At 67.6% G+C, this 15,612-nt stretch carries 19 protein-coding genes and 1 tRNA gene; 3 read left to right on the top strand and 17 right to left on the bottom strand.

Annotated elements, in window-relative coordinates; translation table 11 throughout:
* Positions 1-9: 9 nt before the first annotated feature.
* The gene (locus O7R11_RS00770) at positions 10-1,137 is read right to left on the bottom strand and encodes a two-component system sensor histidine kinase NtrB (RefSeq protein WP_420792961.1); all 1,128 of its coding nucleotides are present in this window, start codon (positions 1,135-1,137) and stop codon (positions 10-12) included.
* A gap of 5 nt (positions 1,138-1,142) precedes the next feature.
* On the bottom strand, positions 1,143-2,135 hold the full coding sequence (gene dusB, locus O7R11_RS00765; protein WP_337995837.1) for a tRNA dihydrouridine synthase DusB: 993 nt from the start codon (positions 2,133-2,135) through the stop codon (positions 1,143-1,145).
* A gap of 260 nt (positions 2,136-2,395) precedes the next feature.
* Here dusB and O7R11_RS00760 point away from each other — a divergent pair, with 260 nt between their 5' ends.
* A complete protein-coding gene (locus O7R11_RS00760; protein ID WP_337995563.1) occupies positions 2,396-3,553 on the top strand; it encodes a bifunctional 2-C-methyl-D-erythritol 4-phosphate cytidylyltransferase/2-C-methyl-D-erythritol 2,4-cyclodiphosphate synthase in 1,158 nt (385 codons plus the stop codon).
* A 9-nt stretch (positions 3,554-3,562) separates the two neighbouring features.
* Here O7R11_RS00760 and cutA read toward each other — a convergent pair whose 3' ends face one another.
* Entirely contained in the window at positions 3,563-3,898 is a 336-nt protein-coding gene (gene cutA / locus O7R11_RS00755; RefSeq protein ID WP_337995562.1) for a divalent-cation tolerance protein CutA, read from the bottom strand.
* Between the two features lie 94 nt (positions 3,899-3,992).
* Between cutA and O7R11_RS00750 the strand changes: the two genes are divergently transcribed.
* Positions 3,993-4,292, top strand: a complete 300-nt coding sequence (locus O7R11_RS00750) for a hypothetical protein (RefSeq protein WP_337995561.1) — start codon at positions 3,993-3,995, stop codon at positions 4,290-4,292.
* A 96-nt stretch (positions 4,293-4,388) separates the two neighbouring features.
* Here O7R11_RS00750 and O7R11_RS00745 read toward each other — a convergent pair.
* From O7R11_RS00745 to O7R11_RS00710, 8 genes are all read right to left on the bottom strand, one after another.
* Positions 4,389-4,465 (bottom strand) — tRNA-Pro (locus O7R11_RS00745).
* A 77-nt stretch (positions 4,466-4,542) separates the two neighbouring features.
* Positions 4,543-5,079 (bottom strand): MerR family transcriptional regulator, encoded by a 537-nt coding sequence (locus O7R11_RS00740; RefSeq protein ID WP_337995560.1) that lies wholly within the window; start codon positions 5,077-5,079, stop codon positions 4,543-4,545.
* A 28-nt stretch (positions 5,080-5,107) separates the two neighbouring features.
* On the bottom strand, positions 5,108-5,404 hold the full coding sequence (locus O7R11_RS00735; RefSeq protein WP_337995559.1) for an integration host factor subunit alpha: 297 nt from the start codon (positions 5,402-5,404) through the stop codon (positions 5,108-5,110).
* Positions 5,405-5,581: 177 nt separating this feature from the next.
* Complete coding sequence (locus O7R11_RS00730; RefSeq protein WP_337995558.1) at positions 5,582-6,559, bottom strand: beta-ketoacyl-ACP synthase III; 978 nt, start codon at positions 6,557-6,559, stop codon at positions 5,582-5,584.
* The gene (gene plsX / locus O7R11_RS00725; protein ID WP_337995557.1) at positions 6,556-7,605 is read right to left on the bottom strand and encodes a phosphate acyltransferase PlsX; all 1,050 of its coding nucleotides are present in this window, start codon (positions 7,603-7,605) and stop codon (positions 6,556-6,558) included. The genes O7R11_RS00730 and plsX overlap by 4 nt, the downstream gene beginning before the upstream one ends.
* Positions 7,606-7,642: 37 nt before the next feature.
* Positions 7,643-7,822 (bottom strand): 50S ribosomal protein L32, encoded by a 180-nt coding sequence (gene rpmF / locus O7R11_RS00720; RefSeq protein ID WP_337995556.1) that lies wholly within the window; start codon positions 7,820-7,822, stop codon positions 7,643-7,645.
* Between the two features lie 87 nt (positions 7,823-7,909).
* The gene (locus O7R11_RS00715) at positions 7,910-8,497 is read right to left on the bottom strand and encodes a YceD family protein (RefSeq protein ID WP_337995555.1); all 588 of its coding nucleotides are present in this window, start codon (positions 8,495-8,497) and stop codon (positions 7,910-7,912) included.
* 4 nt (positions 8,498-8,501) lie between these two features.
* Positions 8,502-9,038: a ubiquinol-cytochrome C chaperone family protein gene (locus O7R11_RS00710; RefSeq protein WP_337995554.1), complete on the bottom strand. Its 537-nt coding sequence runs from the start codon at positions 9,036-9,038 to the stop codon at positions 8,502-8,504.
* A 106-nt stretch (positions 9,039-9,144) separates the two neighbouring features.
* Between O7R11_RS00710 and O7R11_RS00705 the strand changes: the two genes are divergently transcribed.
* Positions 9,145-9,627 (top strand): outer membrane protein assembly factor BamE, encoded by a 483-nt coding sequence (locus O7R11_RS00705; RefSeq protein ID WP_337995553.1) that lies wholly within the window; start codon positions 9,145-9,147, stop codon positions 9,625-9,627.
* A gap of 70 nt (positions 9,628-9,697) precedes the next feature.
* Here O7R11_RS00705 and O7R11_RS00700 read toward each other — a convergent pair whose 3' ends face one another.
* The 6 genes from O7R11_RS00700 to ribB all read right to left on the bottom strand — a co-directional run bounded on the left by O7R11_RS00700 (position 9,698) and on the right by ribB (position 15,611).
* Positions 9,698-11,797, bottom strand: a complete 2,100-nt coding sequence (locus O7R11_RS00700) for a sodium-translocating pyrophosphatase (protein ID WP_337995552.1) — start codon at positions 11,795-11,797, stop codon at positions 9,698-9,700.
* Between the two features lie 178 nt (positions 11,798-11,975).
* Complete coding sequence (locus O7R11_RS00695; protein WP_337995551.1) at positions 11,976-12,431, bottom strand: hypothetical protein; 456 nt, start codon at positions 12,429-12,431, stop codon at positions 11,976-11,978.
* Positions 12,428-13,441: a thiamine-phosphate kinase gene (thiL, locus tag O7R11_RS00690; RefSeq protein WP_337995550.1), complete on the bottom strand. Its 1,014-nt coding sequence runs from the start codon at positions 13,439-13,441 to the stop codon at positions 12,428-12,430. Before thiL ends, O7R11_RS00695 begins: the two co-directional genes overlap by 4 nt.
* 18 nt (positions 13,442-13,459) lie before the next feature.
* On the bottom strand, positions 13,460-13,975 hold the full coding sequence (nusB, locus tag O7R11_RS00685) for a transcription antitermination factor NusB (protein WP_337995549.1): 516 nt from the start codon (positions 13,973-13,975) through the stop codon (positions 13,460-13,462).
* Between the two features lie 37 nt (positions 13,976-14,012).
* Positions 14,013-14,468: a 6,7-dimethyl-8-ribityllumazine synthase gene (gene ribH / locus O7R11_RS00680; RefSeq protein ID WP_337995548.1), complete on the bottom strand. Its 456-nt coding sequence runs from the start codon at positions 14,466-14,468 to the stop codon at positions 14,013-14,015.
* 27 nt (positions 14,469-14,495) lie between these two features.
* On the bottom strand, positions 14,496-15,611 hold the full coding sequence (gene ribB / locus O7R11_RS00675) for a 3,4-dihydroxy-2-butanone-4-phosphate synthase (RefSeq protein WP_337995547.1): 1,116 nt from the start codon (positions 15,609-15,611) through the stop codon (positions 14,496-14,498).
* Between the last annotated feature and the right edge of the window lies 1 nt (position 15,612).

Raw genomic sequence — 15,612 nt, 5'->3', positions numbered from 1 at the left:
TAAGGCAGGTCAGGCGACGGGCAGCATCACCCGGAAGATCGTCTTCTTCGGCTGGCAGTCGAACTCGATGATGCCGCCGTGGTCGTCCACGATCTTGGCGACGAGCGAAAGCCCGAGGCCGCTGCCGCTGGACTTGGTGGTGACGAAGGGGTCGAACAGGTTCTGCCGCAGTTCCTTGGGCACGCCGGGGCCGTTGTCCTGGATCTGCACCACCAGGGGCAGGTGCTGGCGGTTGGCCGCGCCGCCCGGCACGGCGAGGCGGATGCCGTGCTGATAGTTGGTGCTCATCACGATCTCGCCGCCCTCCTGCGGGCAGGCCTCGGCGGCGTTCTTCACCAGATTGAGGAACACCTGGATCAACTGGTCGCGGTCGCCGAGCACCGGCGGCAGCGACGGATCGTAGAGTTCGAGGATGCGCATGCCCTTGGCGAAGCCGTTCTCGGCGACGCGGCGCACGTGCTCCAGCACCTGGTGGATGTTGACCGGCTGGCGGGTGAGCTGCGGCTTGTCGGAGAACGCTTCCATGCGGTCCACCAGGGCGACGATGCGGTCCGCCTCGTCGCAGATCAGGCGCGTCAAGGTGCGGTCCTCCTCCCCCGCGTTCTGTTCCAGAAGCTGCGCCGCGCCGCGGATGCCCGACAGCGGGTTCTTCACCTCGTGGGCGAGAAGCCGCGCCATCGCGGTGACCGAGCGCGCGACGTTGCGGTGGGAGAGCTGCTGGCCGATCTTCTTGGCGATCGAGTGTTCGTGCATCGAGAGCACCACCCAGCGCGCATCGTCGAACACCGGGGCCACCTGCACCGTCATGTTGCGCGGCCCGGTGCGCGGCGTGTCCAGTTCCACGCCGTGTTCGGAATAGCGGCAGTGGTCCTGGCGGCACTGGTCGAGGAGGCCGTAGGCCGGGCTGTCCTGCGGCACGAAGTCGGCCAGCGGCTCGCCCAGCATGTGGGAGCCGCCGGTCTCGAACAGGGATTCGGCGGCGGAGTTGACGTAGACGATGCGGTTGTCGTTATCCACCGCGACCACGGCCTCGGGCAGGGCGTAGAGCAGGCTGAACACCTCGTCGGGGCTCAGCGGGCGGACCGCCGGCCCCTTGCCGGATTTCGCGGGTTTTGCGGCGTGGAACTTGCTGAACATCGACATCAGGCGGCAAGGCTCCCGGAATCTTGGGCATTCGCCCGATAAAGCGCGGCGATCAGGCCGCGGGTTTCCGCCGCGGTTTCGGCGGCGAACAGGGCGGCGCGGCAGTCCGCCGCTCCGGCAAGGCCGGAAATCGCCCAGGCGATGTGCTTGCGCGCCGCGGCGAGGCCTGCGGCGGCGCCGTACTCTGCGAGCATCAGGTCGATCTGCTCCAGAAGGATTTCCTCGCGCTCGGCCAGGGTCGGCTGCGGCGGCATCGCGCCGGCCGTCAGCCCCGCGGCGATATGCCCGGGCAGCCACGGACGGCCGCAGGCGGCGCGCCCCACCATCACCCCGGCGGTGCCGGAGGCGGCGATCGCCCGGCGCGCCGTGGCAAGGTCGGAAACGTCGCCGTTGGCGATCACCGGCACGGAGACGGCCTCCACCACGGCGCGGATCGCGCCCCAGTCGGCGGCTCCGGAATACATCTGTTCGCGGGTGCGGCCGTGCACCGCGATCAGCCGCGCGCCCGCCGCCTCCGCCTTTGCGGCGAGGCGCGGCGCATTGATGCTGTCCGCATCCCAGCCGAGGCGCATCTTCACCGTCACCGGCAGGTCCACCGCCCCGGCCACCGCCGCGACGATGCGCACCGCCCTGTCCTCGTCGCGCATCAGCACCGCGCCGCCGCCGGTCTTGGCGATCTTCTTCGCCGGGCAGCCCATGTTGATGTCGATCGCCGCCGCCCCCGCGTCCGCGGCGATGCGCGCCGCCTCGGCCAGCACTGCGGAGTCGCCGCCCACCAGCTGCACGATCAGCGGATGCTCGGCGGAGAAGTCCAGGCTGCGGCGCTGCCGCGCCCGGCCGAGGGCCAGCAGGGAGCCGGCGAACATTTCCGAGGCGATCGCGGGCGCGCCGAAGCGCCGCGCCAGACGCCGAAAGGGCGCGTCGGTAACCCCGGACATCGGGGCGAGCATCACGGGCGGATCGAAGGATATGGCGCTTAAGGAAAAGGGCATGTTTTCCAAACTGTCGATGGACATCCGTATTCCACCCAATGCCTGCCTCATATTCAAGCAAATTCCGCGGCTAAATGATTATTTTTTCGGCCCTGCCTAGACGATAGTCATTTTTTCCGGGCAAAAGCCTACGACGAAGGGCCGCATGGCGCGCCAACCCGCGGTTTTTTCCGCGGGAGGCGAACCACGAATCCGTGGCGGAAGAGCGGAAACCGGGATACCGTGTGGCACGGACTGGAGTTTCTGAACGGGGGAAACGGATGAAACGGTGTGTGGCATTGGTCGTCGCCGCGGGACGCGGACAACGATTCGGCGGCGACATTCCGAAACAGTACAAAATCCTGGGCGAGGCGCCGATGCTGCGCCAAACCCTGGGCCGCCTCTCCGCCCATCCCGACATTGCCGAGGTCCGCACCGTCATCCATCCCGGCGATGTCGCGCTCTACGATGCCGCGGCCAGGGGCCTGGGGCTCGCCGCGCCGATCTTCGGCGGGCCGGAGCGGCAGGATTCGGTGCGCCTGGGGCTGGAGGCGCTGGCCGCCGATCCGCCGGAACTGGTGCTGATCCACGACGGCGCGCGGCCCTTCGTCGGCGCCGGGGTGATCGACCGCGTGCTCGATGCGCTGGAGCACAGCGACGGCGCGGTCCCCGCCCTGCCGGTGCGCAACACCCTGTCGCGTTTCCGCGACGGCCGCCACGAGACCATCGACCGTACCGACCTGTGGAGCCTGCAAACGCCGCAGGGCTTCCGCTTCCAGGCGATTCTCGAGGCGCACCGCGCCGCCACCGGCCTCGCGCTCACCGACGATTCCGGCATTGCGGAGCGCGCCGGGGTCGAAGTCGCCATCGTCGAGGGCGAGGACCGCAACTTCAAGATCACCACGCCGCAGGATTTCGAGCACGCCCGCGACCTGCTGCGCGGCCCGCGGGAGACCCGTGTGGGATTCGGCATCGACGTTCACAAACTCGGCGAGGGTAATTCCGTAACCCTTTGCGGCGTCGTCATGCCCAACGACCAGGGACTGGAAGGCCATTCGGACGCCGACGTCGCCCTGCACGCGCTCACCGACGCGCTTCTCGGCACCATCGGCGCGGGCGACATCGGGCGGCACTTCCCGCCGTCGGAGGCGCAGTGGAAAGGCGCGGCCTCGGTGCTCTTCGTCAACCGCGCGGTCGCCCTGGTGCGCGCCCGCGGCGCGCGCATCCTGCACGCGGACATCACGATCATGGGCGAAGCGCCGCGCATCGGCCCGCACCGCCGGATGATGACCACCCGCGTCGCCGCCCTGCTCGGCATCGAGAACGGCCGCGTCGGGGTGAAGGCCACCACCACCGAGCAACTCGGCTTCATCGGCCGCCGCGAGGGCTTGGCGGCGCAGGCGGTGGTCACCGTGCAGTGCCCGTCGGCGACCACCTGAGGCCCTCTCCTACGCCTTCCCGGTCTGTTCCGCGATCCAGGAAAGGAACGGCGCGCTGCCGTCGCAGAACGGCAGTGCCACGATGCATGGGCACTCATAGCCGTGCACCGCGCGGATTTCTTCCTCCAGGCGGGGAAACAGCGCCCGCGTGGTCTTGAGGACAAGGGCGCATTCCGCGGCGTCGCGCACCGCGCCGTCCCACCAATAGACGGAGCGGATATCCCCCAGGATGTTGGCGCACGCGGCGAGGCGCAGGCTCACCATGCGGCGGGCCAAGACCTCCGCCTCGGCACGGTCCTGGGCGGTGACGTAGACGAGGCAGAAGCTCTCCGGGGTCGGGTCCATTCCGTCCTCCTCGACAAGCTGCATGGACAAGCGGCGCATCCCATGGTTACCATGGAAACTTCGCCGAACCGATTGCGCCGATGGGAAGTTTCGCATGACTACGCCCCGCCGTCAGCCCTCTGCGGCCGAAGCGCCGCCGTCCCCGCCGACCGCGGCGCAGTTGAAGTGGCTGCACCGCGGCCTTTCCCAGGCTGGCGGCAAGCTGCCGCTGTTCGACGAGACCGGGCGGCGGGTGAGCAGCCGCACCGTGCATTCGTGCCTCGAACGCGGCTGGGCCGAACCGTGGTTCGCCAATCCGCTGAAGCCGGACTGGCTGGTCTGCCGCCTCACCCAGGCGGGGCGCAGCCTGCTTGCGGCGCGCGCGGGCGCAAAAACCAACTGCGAATGCGGTTGAGTGTAACGCTGCCGTAACGTTTCTGTCGCATTTTCCCATGAAAAAACCGCGGACGATGCCGCGGTTGAATCCTACTGCCTTGGTTTCAGGGGGAAATGGTCGGAGCGGCGGGATTCGAACCCACGACCCCCAGCACCCCATGCTGGTGCGCTACCAAACTGCGCCACGCTCCGTCATTTGCCGTACGCCCCGGGCGGGGCGATCAAGGAGGCGCACTATAGACTGCGCCGCCGCCCCGCGCAAGGCCGTTTCAGGGGGATCCCGCCACGGAAGCAAGTGTTTGATCCAGCGTGGCTTTCAGGGTCTCCAGGGTGTGCAGGGCAGCCTCCACCTCGGCATGCTGCTTCGCCGAGAGGGCGGGCTTGCGCTCCACGGCGCGCGGCGCGGGCGGCAGCAGGTCGAAGGGCAGCGCCGGTTCGCGGCTTTGCTCCTCCGCGCGCGGCGGCGCGGCAGGCGCTTCGGCGGGCCTGGCTGCGGCCTCGGCGACGAAGGCCTCCGTCCCCTTCTCTCCGAGGAGCCTCTTCACCCCCTTGATGGTGAAGCCGTCGTCGTAGAGCCGGGTGCGGATCGCCTTGAGCAGCTGCACGTCCTCGGGACGGTAATAGCGCCGCCCGCCGCCGCGCTTCATCGGCTGAATCGCGGCGAACCGCGTTTCCCAGAAGCGCAGGACATGCTGCGGCACGTCCAGCTCGGCGGAAACCTCGCTGATCGTACGGAAAGCCGCCTCCGACTTGTGGGTGCGGCGCGCGCCGTTCTCCGTGCCGTGGTTCTCCGGCCCTTCCGTCATGCTCCGTCATCCCTTTCGCAAGGACGAATCAGGCGCCTTCGTTGATCCGCGCCTTCAGCAATTGGGAGGGCCGGAACACCAGGACCTTGCGCGGAAGAATCGGCACTTCCTCGCCGGTCTTGGGGTTGCGGCCGATGCGTTCGCCCTTGCTGCGCACGGAGAAACTGCCGAACGAGGAAATCTTGACCACGTCGCCCTTCGCCAGAGCGGAGGAGACTTCGTCGAGAACCATTTCCAGCAGATCGGCGGACTCGTTGCGCGATAGACCGACCTCCTGATAGACCGCTTCGCTCAGGTGTGCGCGGGTAACCGTTTGCTCACTCATGCGAGCCTCCACTGCATGCCACGAAGGAAAACCATATCAACCGTGAAAAAATGCCGCAATATCAAAATGGTGGCCAGGCCATGCTTTTCAAACCGCAAACGCGATAAAAAAACCGGCCCGCGAAGGGCCGGTTTCGTGCGATTCCGGGGTTTCCCCCAGGGTATTGATCCCGCTGGATTACATCCGGATCAGCGCAGATCCCCAGGTGAATCCGCCGCCCATCGCCTCGATCAGAATGAGGTGGCCGGGGCGGATCCGCCCGTCCTTCACCGCCGCGTCGAGCGCCAGAGGGATCGAGGCGGCGGAGGTGTTGGCGTGCATATCGAGCGTCACCACGATGCGATCCTCGCGGAGTCCCGCCTTTTTCGCGGTGCTGGCGAGGATGCGGCGGTTCGCCTGGTGCGGCACCACCCAGTCGAGGTCGTCGGCGGTGATGCCGTTGGCGGAAAGCGCCTCGTCCACCGCGGCGGCGAGCTTGGCCACCGCATGGCGGAACACTTCCTTGCCTTCCATGCGCACCACGCCCACGGACGGGCTGCGCGACGGCCCGCCGGTCACGTAAAGCAGATCGCGGAAGCGCCCGTCGGAATGCAGGTGGGTGGACAGGATGCCGGTGTCCGCGATCGTCCCCTCGCCTTCCGCCGCGCGCAGAACCACCGCGCCCGCGCCGTCGCCGAACAGCACACAGGTCTCGCGGTCGTTCCAGTCGAGAATGCGCGAGAAGGTCTCCGCGCCGATCACCAGAGCGGTCTTCACCTCGCCCGCACGGATGAACTTGTCCGCCGTGGAGAGCGCATAGAGGAAGCCCGAGCACACCGCCTGCACGTCGAAGGCGAAGCCGCCGGGAACCCCGAGGTTGGCCTGCACCTTGGCGGCGGAGGCGGGAAAGGTGTCGTCCGGCGTGGTGGTGCCGAGGATGATGAGGTCGATCTCGTCGGCGGTCACGCCCGCGGCTTCCATCGCTTGGCGCGCCGCGGCGGTGGCGAGGTCGGAGGTCAGTTCCCCCTCGGCCGCGATGTGGCGGCGGCGGATGCCGCTGCGCTCGACGATCCACGCGTCGGTGGTATCGACGATCTTCGCCAGGTCGTCATTGGTGAGAATGCGTTCGGGCAGATAGGCCCCGACGCCCGCGATGCGCGAACGGATGATTTTCATATAGCCTGCACCTCAGCCGTAACGGATTGGGAATGCAGCTTCTTGAGTTCATCGTTGATGCGCTCGTTGAAGCCGTGTCGAACCATATCGACGGCGACCCCGATGGCGTTGGCAAAACCCAATCCATCGGTGCCGCCATGGCTTTTGACGACAATTCCGTTAAGGCCGAGGAACATTGCACCGTTGTAACGGCGGGGATCCGTGCGGTGGCGCACCCGGTTCATCGCCGGGCGGGCCAGAAGATAGCCGATCTGCGCGAGGATGGAGCTCTTGAAGGCCTCTTTGAGGAAGCGGCTCATCACTTTTGCCGTTCCCTCCATGGTCTTCAAGGCGACGTTGCCGGTGAATCCGTCGGTCACCACCACATCGACGGTGCCGATGCCGATGTCGTCGCCTTCGACGAATCCGGCGAAATTCACCAGACCTGCGTTTTCCCGCAGGATTGAAGCCGCTTCCTTAACCTCGTTGCGCCCCTTTTGTTCTTCTTCTCCGATATTGAGAAGGCCAACCGTCGGCATGTCCAGGTCCAACAGGCTGCGCGCGAACAAAGTCCCCATGAGGGCGAATTCAACCAGGTTGTTGGCGTTGCACTCGGTGTTGGCACCGAGGTCGAGAACAACGCTTTCCCCTCGCTGTGTCGGCATCAACGCGGCGATAGCCGGCCGGTCGATTCCGGGCAAAGTTCTCAAGGTCAACTTCGACATGGCCATCAGTGCGCCGGTGTTACCCGCCGAAATCACGCCATCGGCCTGTCCGTCCTTAACGGCCTTGATGGCTTTGGCCATGCTGGAATTGCGTCCATTTCGCAAAGCGACGGACGGCTTATCGTTATTGGTCACGACGTCCGGCGTATGGACGACGGTGATGAGATTGCGAAGCCCCCTGTAGCGCTTTTCGAGAAGCGGTTCCAGAATGGCTTCGTCGCCGAAGAGGATGTAGCGCACGTCGGGGTGGCGCTTGCGCGCAAGGGCGATGCCGTCCAGGACGATGTCCGGGGCGTCATCGCCTCCCATTCCATCCAGCGCAAGCGTGATGGATTTCGACACTGCACCCGTCCTCATGGATTATCCCAGCGGGAAATCTTCAGGCGACCTGGGTCACCACCTCACGGCCATCGTACTGGCCGCAGGAGGCGCACACATGATGCGGGCGCTTCAGCTCCCCGCAATTCGGGCATTCGACGTAGGCCGAAGCCTTCAGCGCGTGATGCGAGCGACGCATGTCGCGCTTCGACTTGGACGTCTTTTTCTTTGGAACGGCCATGGCTGTCTCACTTTTCGTTCTTAAAGGGTTCCATAGAAGGCCGGATTAATTAGACGAAATCCGGCGGAAGGGCAAGCCCTATACGCATCACGTTTCGTTACCATCCGCTTCGGCGTCCCCCGCTCCGCGCAATGCGGCCAGCGCGGCGAAGGGGTTGCGGCGCGCCTCCCCCCCGGTTTCCGCGGCCTCCGGCGGTTCCGGCGGCAGTCCGGCCCCCGCCTTGCGCGGATAAGGGTCGAGCACGAGGGCCAGGCACTCCGCCACCGCCGCGCCCGCGTCGAGGCTGCCGTCCACGATCGGGAACGGCACGTCGTCGTCCGGGTCGGCATCGACGAACACCTGCGTCTCCTCGCGGACGATCAGGGACTCGTCGAGGAACAGCAGGGAAATCTCCTCGTCGATCTCCTGCGCCACCGGCTCCAGGCTGACCACGCAGGCCTGCACGGCGCGCGCGGCCAACCGCCCCTCCGCCTTCACGCGGCGGCCGTCGGAGTCCGCGGCGGTGAGGCGCAATTCCGCCGAGAGCGTCTCGCAGGCGAGAATCCCCAGACGTTCGGCCAGAGCCGCGCACTCCTCCGGGGTGGCGGTCAGGGTCACCTCGAGGCCCGCGGCGGGGATTTTGCGCACCGAAACGATACGCGAAAATTCTTCATCTATTTCCGTCTGTTTCGGCATTCTCTTAATCCAAATCATAGGCGCATGCGGGGTCCGGGAAGGAGAAGTCCCCGGCCAGCACGCGGTCGTCGGGATGCGCCGCCAGCACCGCGGCGGCGGCTTTCGTATAGCGCGCCAGAGCGTCCACATCCACCCCGCCGTCGCAGCCGCGGCAGACGTTGCGCATCAACGCCTCGCGCAGTTCCACCGCGTCGCCGCGGGAAAGCGCCGCGTCGTAGGCGGTCACCCGGCCGAGAAACGCCTTGGCCAGCTTCTTCACCTCCCTGCCGATGCGCAGGTCGCTGACGCCGATCTGGCGCAGCGCCGCGTCCATATCGGCGAAGAGGGCGTCGAACAGCGCCTGGGAGAACGCCGCCGACTCGTCGCTGCCGATCGCCTTCAAACGCCGCATCGCCAGGAAACCGTGCAGGCACACCATGTCGAAGCGCCCGTCCAGGGTGTCGGGCACGCCGCAGGCGCCATAGAGCGCGGGCTGCCGCGCCGCGCCCGTCACCGCGGCCAGCGCGGGGGCTGCGGGCGCGGCGCGCGGAATCTTACGCAAAAACCTCACTCCCGTCTCTCCCCTGCGGTCACGCGCATCAGCGGACTTCCGTCCGTGTGCATCCTGTTCTATATAGGGCGTACGACGCGGAGGGAGACGACGCAACATGAACACGTACACGCCGAAAACCCGCCTGCTTGCGGCCGTGGCGGTCCTGGCGCTGGGCGCCGCCCTTTCGGGCTGCGGGCCGCACGTCGCGATGCTGGGCAACAAACCCCTGGCCGAAGACATCGCGAAGATCAAACCGGGGCAGCAGACCCGCTCCCAGGTGCAGGAGCTTCTCGGCTCGCCGTCCAGCCGTTCGCTCTACGGGCCGGAGATCTGGTACTACATCAGCGGCACGCAGGAGAGCGAGGCGTTCTTCGCGCCGGATGAGACGGAGCGCGCCGTCCTCGCCATCGCCTTCGACGACCAGGGCGTGGTGAAGACCATCGTCAAGAAGAGCAAGGAAGACGGGCAGGACGTGGCGATGTCGCAGAAAAAGACTCCGACCTCGGGCCACAACATGACCATCGTCGAACAGATGGTCGGCAACATCGGGCGCTTCAACGCGCCGGAAACCAAGAAGGCGTCGGGCGGCGGGCTGTAAGTCCTCCTCCCCGCCCGATGAAAAACGCCCCCGGGTCTCCGCGGGGGCGTTTTCGTTGCGGCGCTTCGCCTCAGGCGATCATCGCCAGAAGCAGCAGCGCGACGATGTTGATGATCTTGATCATCGGGTTGATCGCCGGGCCGGCGGTGTCCTTGTAGGGGTCGCCGACGGTATCGCCGGTCACCGCGGCCTTGTGGGCGTCGGAGCCCTTGCCGCCGAAGTGGCCGTCCTCGATGTACTTCTTGGCGTTATCCCAGGCGCCGCCGCCGGAGGTCATCGACAGGGCGACGAACAGGCCGGTGACGATGGTGCCGAGCAGCATCGCGCCGAGCGCGGTGAGCGCGGAGGAGAGACCCGCGATCGGCCAGATGACGAACAGCAGCACCACCGGCGCGAACACCGGCAGCATCGAGGGGATGAGCATCTCCTTGATCGCGGCCTTGGTCAGCATGTCCACGGCGCGGCTGTAGTCCGGCTTCGCGGTGCCTTCCATGATGCCGGGGATTTCCTTGAACTGGCGGCGCACTTCCTGCACCACCGAACCGGCGGCGCGGCCGACCGCCATCATCCCCATGGAGCCGAACAGGTACGGCAGCAGGCCGCCGAGGAACAGGCCGACGACGACGAAGGGGTTCTGCAGTTCGAACTTCACCGACAGGCCGGGGAAGTAGTGCTGCAGGTCGGCGACGTAGGCCGAGAACAGCACCAGCGCGGCGAGTCCGGCGGAGCCGATGGCATAGCCCTTGGTCACCGCCTTGGTGGTGTTGCCCACGGCGTCCAGCGCATCGGTGGTGACGCGCACGTCCTCCGGCAGGTCCGCCATTTCGGCGATGCCGCCCGCGTTGTCGGTCACCGGGCCGTAGGCGTCGAGCGCCACCACGATGCCGGTCAGCGCCAGCATCGTGGTCGCCGCGATGGCGATACCGTAGATGCCCGCCAGCATGTAGGTGGAGATGATGCCCGCGCAGATCACGATCACCGGAATCGCCGGGGCTTCCATGGAAACGGCGAGGCCCTGGATGACGTTGGTGCCGTGGCCGGTTTCCGAGGCCTTGGCGATGCTGGTCACCGGGCGGTGGCCGGTGCCGGTGTAGTATTCGGAGATCCAGACGATCAGTCCGGTGACGATGAGGCCGATGATCGCGCACAGCACCAGTCCGCCGGAGGTGATCACTTCGCCGGACTTCAGCATCAGGCGGGTGGTGAAGCCGCCGAACAGCGCGACGATGGAGAGGATCACCAGCACGCCGGAGATCCCGGCGGAGGCGAAGAAGCCCTTGTAGAGGGCGTTCATGATATTGTTGGAGGAGCCGAGCTTGACGAAGAAGGTGCCCGCGATCGAGGCGGCGATGCACACGCCGCCGATCAAGAGCGGCAGCGCCATCATCTTGGTGAGGAATTCCGGCGCGAAGAAGATCGAGGCGAGCAGCATGGTGGCGACCACGGTCACCGCATAGGTCTCGAACAGGTCGGCGGCCATGCCCGCGCAGTCGCCGACGTTGTCGCCGACGTTGTCGGCGATCACCGCCGGGTTGCGCGGATCGTCTTCCGGAATGCCCGCTTCCACCTTGCCCACCAGGTCGGCGCCGACGTCGGCGCCCTTGGTGAAGATGCCGCCGCCCAGCCGCGCGAAGATGGAGATCAGCGACGCGCCGAAGGACAGCGCCACCAGGGCTTCCATGATCTGGCGCAGCTGCGCCGGGTCCGCCGCATCGAAAGCGCCGCGCAGGATCAGGTAGTAGATGGTGACGCCGAGCAGCCCGAGGCCGACCACCAGCATGCCGGTGACCGCGCCGGACTTGAAGGCGACGTCGAGCGCCGGGGCCAGGCCGCCGGTGCGCGCCGCATCGGCGGTGCGCACGTTGGCGCGCACCGACACGTTCATGCCGATGTAGCCCGCGATGCCGGAAAGCAGCGCGCCGATGAAGAAGCCGACCGCGACGTGGAAGCCGAGGATGATGCCGAGCAACACGCCGACGACGACTCCGACGCCGGCGATGGTGGTGTATTGCCGGTTCAGGTAGGCCGATGCGCCCTCCTGAATCGCGGCGGCGATGTCCTGCATCCTTTCGTTTCCAGCCTCTGCGTCGAGGATGGAGCGGATCGCCCACGCGCCGTAGGCGAGCGCGCCGATGCCGCACAGGATGACGAAGATGTACAGAGCGACCATAAAGAATTTCTCCCGAAACGGACAAAAGGCCAGTGTCGGGGACCGGGAATGCCCGCCCAGCGACAATGCACCTTGAAGCAAGGCGGAGGCCTCCCCGGCCCTCACCCCTGAAAAGCGGCAAGATATTGCCCGAATTTCGCGCAAACCGAAACCGGAAAACAGAGAAATCCGCGGCGTCTTACATTTCGAGGTAGGACTGCAGCAGCACGTCCTTCACCCTGCCGGGGCCGAGCACCCGCTCGGCGATTTGGGAAAGCGAGGCCTTGAGGCGCGGCAGGTCCATGCGATGGTGTTCGGCATACTGCTTGGGGAAGGCGGCGTAGCAGAACTGGATGATGGCGTTGCGCAGACGCGGCAGGTCCGCCTGCACCTTGGCCAGGGTTTCGGGCGAGACCACCAGAACCACGGTGAAGTGCACCTGGCGGTCGATCGCGCCGTCGATCACCACCGGCACGTCGAGGGTGGTCATGCGCACCGTGACCGGTTTCACCGAGACCGGCTTTTCCGGCGGCGGCGGCGCGGCGGCCTGCTCGTGCTTCAGTCCGAGCAGAGCGGGCATGAAGAAATACGCCCCGGCGGCGGCTCCGCCGCCGAGAAGCAGCACGAGGACCAGCAGAATCAGGATGCGTTTCACCGCGCGTCTCCTTTCTGCGTTCCCCCATGAGTATGGCCGCCACGGCCCTCGACCGCAACGCGCGCGCCGCTTTCGGCGCGGTAGAGACGCCCCTCCCCGGCCTCGGCGCGGCCGATCGCGGCGACCGGGACGCCCGCGGTGTCGAGGCGCGCGGCGAGCGCGGCGTAGTCCTCCGGCGCGCAGGAGAAGGCGAGCTCGTAATCGTCGCCGCCGGTGAGGATGATCTCCCGGTCGTTCGGGGCCAGTGCGAGCCAGTGCCGCGCCGCCTCGGAAAGCGGCGTCCGCGAGGCGTCGATGACGATGTCCACGGCGGAGGTTTCCGCGAGGTGGCGCAGGTCGCCGAGCAGGCCGTCGGACACGTCGAGCGCCGCGTGCGCCGTGCCGTTGAGGATGCGCCCCGCGGCGAGGCGCGGCTGCGGGCGGCGGTAGCGCTCCAGCAGATAGGCGCGGTCCGCCCCGGAAAGCGCATCCGGCGCGCCCTGCTGCTGCATCGCAAGGCCGAGGGCGGCGTCGCCGATGGTGCCGGTGACCGCCACCAGGTCGCCCGCGCGCACGCCGTTGCGGCGCAGCACGCGGCCGCCCATGGCCTCGCCGATGGCGGTGATGGACAGGGTCAGCGGCCCCGGCGTCGCGACCACGTCGCCGCCCGCGAGCGCCGCGCCGAACAGGCGCAAGTCTTCGCCGAGGCCCTGGGCGAAGGCGTCGAGCCAGGCGCGGTCGAGGGATTTGGGCAGGGCGCAGGTGAGGAACACGCAGCGCGGCTTCGCCCCCATCGCCGCAAGGTCGGAGAGGTTGACCCGAAGCGCCTTCTTGGCGATCTCCTCGGGCGGATCGTCGGGGAAGAAATGCACCCCGGCGACCAGGGCGTCGGCGGTGACCACCCATTCGCAGCCGGGCGCGGGGGCGAGCACCGCGGCGTCGTCGGTCAGGCCGAAGGCCCCGGCCTCGGCCCGCGAAAGCGGCCGGAAGCAGGTGGCGATGAGGCCGAACTCGTCCCACGGCGGGCTCATGGCATCACCCTCCCCGCCTCAGGCGCCCCCAGGGGAGAGCTCGTCGGCGCGCACCGCCTTGGCGACGCGGTCGAGCACCGCGTTGACCAGCTTGGGCTCCGGCCCGCCGAAGAAGGCGTGCGCGATATCCACGTATTCGGAGATCACCACCTTGGGCGGCACATCCGGACAGTGGGTCATCTCGAACACCCCGACGCGCAGGATCGAGGTGAGAATCGCCTCCAGCCGTGCGGTGGTGCGCTCGCCGTCCAGCGAGGCGTTGATCGTGGCGTCGAGTTCCGCCTTGGCGTCCACGGTGCCGCGCACCAGCGCGGTGAACACCGTGGGGTCCGGCGGCACCAGGGGGGTCGGGTTCTCCTTCTCGCCGTCTTCCTGCAAGGCGCTGCCGCCCAGGCGTTCGTTCAGGAAGTCCGACAGGACATCGGTGAGGGGGCGGTCGGTGAACTCGGTCAGGTACAGGGCCTGGACCGCGCACAACCGCGCCGCGCTCAAACGTGAACGTCGGCTGTAGACCTCTTGCTTGGGGCCGCTCATCTGGTGTGTGGTTCCTCGGGTTGACGGGGCCTCCGGGTCAGAGGCCGAGTTCCTTTTTCACGGCGATCATGCGCAAGGCGGCTTCGGCGGCGCGGCCGCCATGGTTGCCCTCGGTCATGCGGGCGCGGGAAAGCGCCAGCGCCTCGGTGGGGCAGGTCAGGATGCCGTTGCCGATGGCCAGGGAATACTGCAGCGCCATCTCGCGCACGCCGGTCATCGCCTGGTGGCAGACGTGCTCGTAGTGGTCGGTCTCGCCCTTGATCGCGCAGCCCAGCGCCACGTATCCGGCGAAGCGGAAGTCGGTGGCGCGCAGTTCCATGGCGCGCACCGCATAGCGGATCACCGAGGGGATTTCCAGGATGCCGGGCACGATGATACGCTTGTAGCCCGCGCCGTGCCGGGTCAGCGCCTCGACCGCGCCGCGCACCAGCTCGTCGGTGATTTCGTCGTAGAATCGGGCCTCGACGATCAAAAGGCGCGGTCCACCGCTCATCGTGCGTATCCTCCGAAGGAAACCGGCTCAGTCTTGCCGCCGCCCATTCTGGACGGCGCGTTCCTCCACGATGTGGAGTCCGTATCCGTCCAAACCAATAATGGTCTTGTGCGTAATCGACAACAGAATCATGTCGCGGATGCCCAGGTCCAGCAGAATCTGGGCGCCGATGCCATAGTCGCGCAGATGCGAACCGCCCTGCCCCGAGGCGCGGGCGGCGGCGGTGCTGCTCCACGAGGTCGGCGAGGTGTTGCGCAACAGCACCACGACGCCGCGGCCGAACTCCGCGATCTGGCGCATCGAGCGCCCCAGCACGCCCTGGTGGCCGCGCCGGGTGTCGCCGAGGATGTCCTCGAACACGTCGATGGCGTGCATCCGCACCAGCGGCGGCGCGCCGCCCGAGATGTCGCCCTTGATCAGCGCCACGTGCTCGCCGTCGCTTTGGGAATCCACATAGACCCGCACCTTCCAGGAACCGCCGAATTCCGAGTCCAGGGTGGTTTCGGCGCGCAGCGCGACGAGGCGCTCGGTGCGGCGGCGGTAGGCGATGAGGTCCTTGATCTGGCCGATCTTGAGGCCGTGCTGCTCGGCGAAGGGAACGAGGTCGGGCAGGCGCGCCATGCTGCCGTCGTCGTTCATGATCTCGCAGATCACCGCGGAGGGGTGCCGCCCGGCGAGCCGCGCGATGTCCACCGAGGCCTCGGTGTGCCCGGCGCGCACCAGCACGCCGCCGTCGCGGGCGAGCAGCGGGAAGACGTGGCCCGGGGTGACGATGGCGTCCGCGCCGCGCCGCTGGTCGATCGCCGCGGCGATGGTGCGCGCGCGGTCGGCGGCGGAGATGCCGGTGGTGACGCCCTCGGCGGCCTCGATGCTGACGGTGAAGGCGGTGGCGTGGCGCGAGCGGTTGCGCGCCGCCATCAGCGGCAGGCCGAGAACCTCCACCCGCGTGCGGTCGAGCGCCAGGCAGATCAGCCCGCGGCCGAAGCGCGCCATGAAGTTGACCTCCTTCGCGCCGCAGCACTGCGCGGGGATCACCAGGTCGCCTTCGTTCTCTCGGTTTTCGTCATCGACCAGGATGAACATCCGCCCGGCCTCGGCCTCGGCGATGATCTCTTCGATCGGGACCAGGGGGGACGCCGCCATA

It is taken from the genome of Oleispirillum naphthae, assembly GCA_027864655.1.
Taxonomy (GTDB): Bacteria; Pseudomonadota; Alphaproteobacteria; order Rhodospirillales; family Rhodospirillaceae; genus Oleispirillum; species Oleispirillum naphthae.
The sequence above is the reverse complement of the archived record's forward strand: the minus strand, read 5'-3'. Positions and strand labels throughout refer to the sequence as shown.